This is a genomic window from Tolypothrix tenuis PCC 7101 (genome assembly GCF_963874875.1).
Taxonomy (GTDB): Bacteria; Cyanobacteriota; Cyanobacteriia; order Cyanobacteriales; family Nostocaceae; genus Aulosira; species Aulosira tenue.
In genome coordinates this window covers 8,248,667-8,252,504 of the sequence record NZ_CAWNJS010000001.1, presented here as the reverse complement: position 1 = coordinate 8,252,504, position 3,838 = coordinate 8,248,667, and the positions used below count along the sequence as shown (strand labels likewise).

Annotated in this window: 3 protein-coding genes; 1 reads left to right on the top strand and 2 read right to left on the bottom strand. The window is 44.1% G+C overall.

The window, feature by feature from the left end:
• Nucleotides 1-123 precede the first annotated feature (123 nt).
• Together sppA and fni are read right to left on the bottom strand one after the other, a co-directional pair.
• Entirely contained in the window at nt 124-1,956 is a 1,833-nt protein-coding gene (sppA, locus tag AACU25_RS32475) for a signal peptide peptidase SppA (protein WP_096582762.1), read from the bottom strand.
• A 143-nt stretch (nt 1,957-2,099) separates the two neighbouring features.
• Complete coding sequence (gene fni / locus AACU25_RS32470; protein WP_096584353.1) at nt 2,100-3,152, bottom strand: type 2 isopentenyl-diphosphate Delta-isomerase; 1,053 nt, start codon at nt 3,150-3,152, stop codon at nt 2,100-2,102.
• A gap of 191 nt (nt 3,153-3,343) precedes the next feature.
• Between fni and AACU25_RS32465 the strand changes: the two genes are divergently transcribed.
• Nucleotides 3,344-3,748, top strand: coding sequence for a four helix bundle protein (locus tag AACU25_RS32465; protein ID WP_096582760.1), 405 nt, complete (start codon nt 3,344-3,346; stop codon nt 3,746-3,748).
• Nucleotides 3,749-3,838: the final 90 nt, after the last annotated feature.

The following is a 3,838-nucleotide window of genomic DNA, read 5'->3' as shown; positions in this document are numbered from 1 at the left end:
ATATATAGCTTTTAGCTTAAGTTGACACGTATGGGCAGTGCAGTGCCCCTACAATCTGTCGCATTCTTTTTCTCTCTTTGAAGCTGTCATTTGCATTCACAAAGGACAAATAACAAATGACAACTACTCAATTTTGAGGTTAAAGGGTAAACGTGCGTATACTCCTTGGGGATCGTTCATTTTTTGCATAACTGATAATTCCTCTTGGAGTTTGGCAAATTCTGCGGTGAGGGGATTGGATTGTTTTACCTGCGCTTTGGGAATTCCTAAAACACTGCGCGCTTCTTGGGTGGATATGCCAAAAAAGCGTTCTTCAAAGCTGCTATTTTGGGGATATTCTTTGACTTGCCAATCTTTGCCGAGTTTTGCTTGTTTGGCTGCATATTCTATCGCCGCACTCAATCCGCCAATTTCATCGACTAAACCAATTTCTTTGGCGGCTGTACCAGACCAAACTCTGCCTTGGGCAATTTCTGCTACTCTGGTTCCTGGGAGTTTGCGCCCTTGAGAGACTTTATTGAGGAACATATTGTAAATGCGGTTAACACTGCGCTGGTAAAGTGCTAACTCTTCGGGTGATTTGGGGCGCGAAACGGTTTGACTATCTGCATAGCGTCCAGTTTTCACGGAATCCCAGGTGACACCGTGATCATTGGCTAATTTTTGCCCGTTGAACAGTAAGCCAAATACGCCAATGGAACCTGTAATTGTATTGGGTTCAGCAAAAATCCGGTTAGAATCGCTAGCTATCCAGTAACCACCAGAGGCGGCGACATCTCCCATAGAAACTACTACTGGTTTGACTTGGCGAGTCAGTCGCACTTCGCGTTGCATGACTTCGGCGGCTGTGGCGCTACCACCAGGACTATTAACTCGCAAAATCACAGCTTTAACATCATCGTCTTGGCGGAGTTTGTTGAATATTTTCGCATAGCGATCGCCTCCAACTTCACCATCACCGCCTTTACCATCAACTATCTCGCCTTCTGCATAGACTACAGCAATTTTATTCTTGGATTTGTGTTCTACACCTAATGATTTACCAGGAACTTGGGCGTACTCACTCAGGCTAATTTGGCGGAAGCTTTTATCATCTTTATCGCTATCGGTTAACTTTTTCAAATCGCTAACTACTTCATCAAGATAAGCTACCCGATCTACTAAGCCATTAGATTTCGCTTGTGGTGCTTCTAATACTGCTTGATTATCTGCGATCGCCTGCACTTTTTGGGGTGCGATTTTGCGACTTGCGCCTACAGCATTACGCCATTCTTGCCAAACATCATCTAACAATTTCTGTGTTTGTTCGCGGTTTTCTGGACTCAATTGTTTCAAGATAAACGGTTCGACTGCGCCTTTAAATTTACCGACGCGCACCACCTGTACGCCAATTCCATATTTCTCTAATGCACCAGCCAGAAACATCGGCTGAGAACTTAAACCGTTAACTTCCATCATCCCTAAGGGATTCAGGACAACTGTATCTGCTACGGAACTGAGATAATAATCCTTTTCCTCCCAGTCTTTACCATAGGCTATCACCTTTTTCCCTGCCGCACGGAACTGCTGCAATTCTTGGCGAATTTCCTTTAAGGATGCATACCCTGCACCATTACTTCCAGATTGGCTTGCATCTAGGTAAATACCCACAATTCGTGGATCGCGTCGCGCCTTTTCTAAGGTATCCAGAACGCTGCGAAGTCCCATTCTGTTTTCTTCTACACCTGAGACTACCTTCTGAATAAAGCCATCAGTTTTTGGTTCGCCATCGGTGATGTTCATTGATAAGTCAAAAACAATCATAGATTTATCTTTGACTTCCGGCCCCGTATCTTTAGAACTAGCGGCTGCAAATAGCAATAAAAATAGTCCAGTAGTACCAATACCACTGAAAATAATAAGTCCTAATAAGCTGCCAAGCAAGCTAGCAAAGGTTTGTTGAACAAAAGTACGCATAGAAGAATGAAGTATGAAGTATGAAATATGAATGATGAACTATAAATAACGCAAAACTTGTTAAGCTAGCCGCACATAGAATCAACCAAGGGAAGAAAATCCTTTTCCCCAGTTCCCAGTCCCCAGTCCCCAGTCCCCAATGGTTAATATTGTATCCGTTGTAAACTTCCAGAAAGCTTTAATTGTTCTAAAGTTGCGTTACCAGTACAGAATAAAACTGTTGTGATTTCAGCAATTAATACCTCAACTAAATCCTTCACTGCGGCTTCGGATAAAGCTGCTGCTTGCAAAAACGGCATTGCTAAACCGGCGATATTTGCTCCTAGTGCGATCGCTTTTGCCACATCCAAGCCATGACGCAACCCACCAGAGGCGATTAATGGGACATCCGGTGCGATCGCGCGAATTGCTGTAATACAATCGGCTGTAGGTAAACCCCAATCAGCAAAAGTCTTACCTAAACGACGTTGCAAAGCATTATCCGCCCGTTCGCTTTCCACCTTAGCCCAAGAAGTACCCCCTGCACCCGCCACATCAATCGCCTTAACTCCTGCCGCTAGCAGTTTCTCTGCCATCACTGCGGAAATCCCATTACCTACTTCCTTAACAATCACTGGTACAGGCAGTTCATTGCATAATATACATATCTTGTCAAGCAAGCCCCGAAAATTCGTATCGCCTTTGGTTTGAATGCATTCTTGTAGGGGATTGAGGTGCAAAATCAAAGCATCCGCTTCCAGAATCTCGATGACGCGCAGACATTCAGCCAAACCATATTTATAGTTCAGTTGCACAGCCCCCAAATTTGCCAATAACAACACATCAGGAGCATACTTGCGAACCGCAAAAGTTTCAGCCACCTGGGGTTTCTCCACCGCTACACGCTGAGAACCCACACCCATAGCAATTTTGTACTCTTGAGCCACTTCTGCCAAGCGGCGATTTATAATTCCCGCTTCTTCAGTTCCCCCTGTCATGGAAGAAATGAGCAGAGGCGCGCCTAGGTGTTTTCCTAAGAAATTAGTACTGATATCAATATCATTACGGTCTAATTCTGGTAAACAAGAATGGCTGAAACGATAGCGTTCCAATCCACTAGTTATTTCGTGACATTGAACATCTTCTTCTAAACAGATACGAATATGTTCCGCTTTCCGAGACTGAGTTTGTGCCGAGATACTGGTAGAAACGTTCACTGGTAGATCATAATCCAAGCTGTTGCCATCACTATTGTTACAGCCTCAGGGATTATAGGGAATGGGGGGATTGGGGATTGGGGACTGGGGATTGGGGATTGGGGATTGGGGGTAATGGGGATTAGGGGTAATGGGGGCTGGGTGTTAGGAAGAATGTCTCATAAAATTGAGAAACTTTAGATTGGGATGATATGGGTGATAGGGGTTTTGAAACTTTAGGCTTCTATCAAGATAGCCTCAAGTTACTAAAAGCAGCTTATCGACTGGCTGATAGTTTACCCGATTGTGAACGTTACAATTTGAGCGATCAATTACACAGAGCATCAGCTAGTATTTTACTCAACATAGCTGAGGGTTACGGGCGCTATCACTATTTAGATAGATTGCGTTTTATGTATATTGCTCGTGGCTCTTTAGCGGAGACGAAAAGCGCTTTCATTATTGCTGAAAACTTGGGCTACTGCAATACAGAACAATTACACTGGGTCAGTCAGCTTAAAGACCAGATTGAAAAAGGTCTTAATGGTTATTGTCGTTTCATTCGTTCCCAGCAACAAGGTAAAGAAGAGTATGGCACTCGATTAAGCAATTGGTGATGGACTATCAAAATATTACAAATCCCAAATCCCCAATCCCCAGTCCCCAATCCCCAGTCCCCAGTCCCCAATCCCCAGTCCCCAATCCCC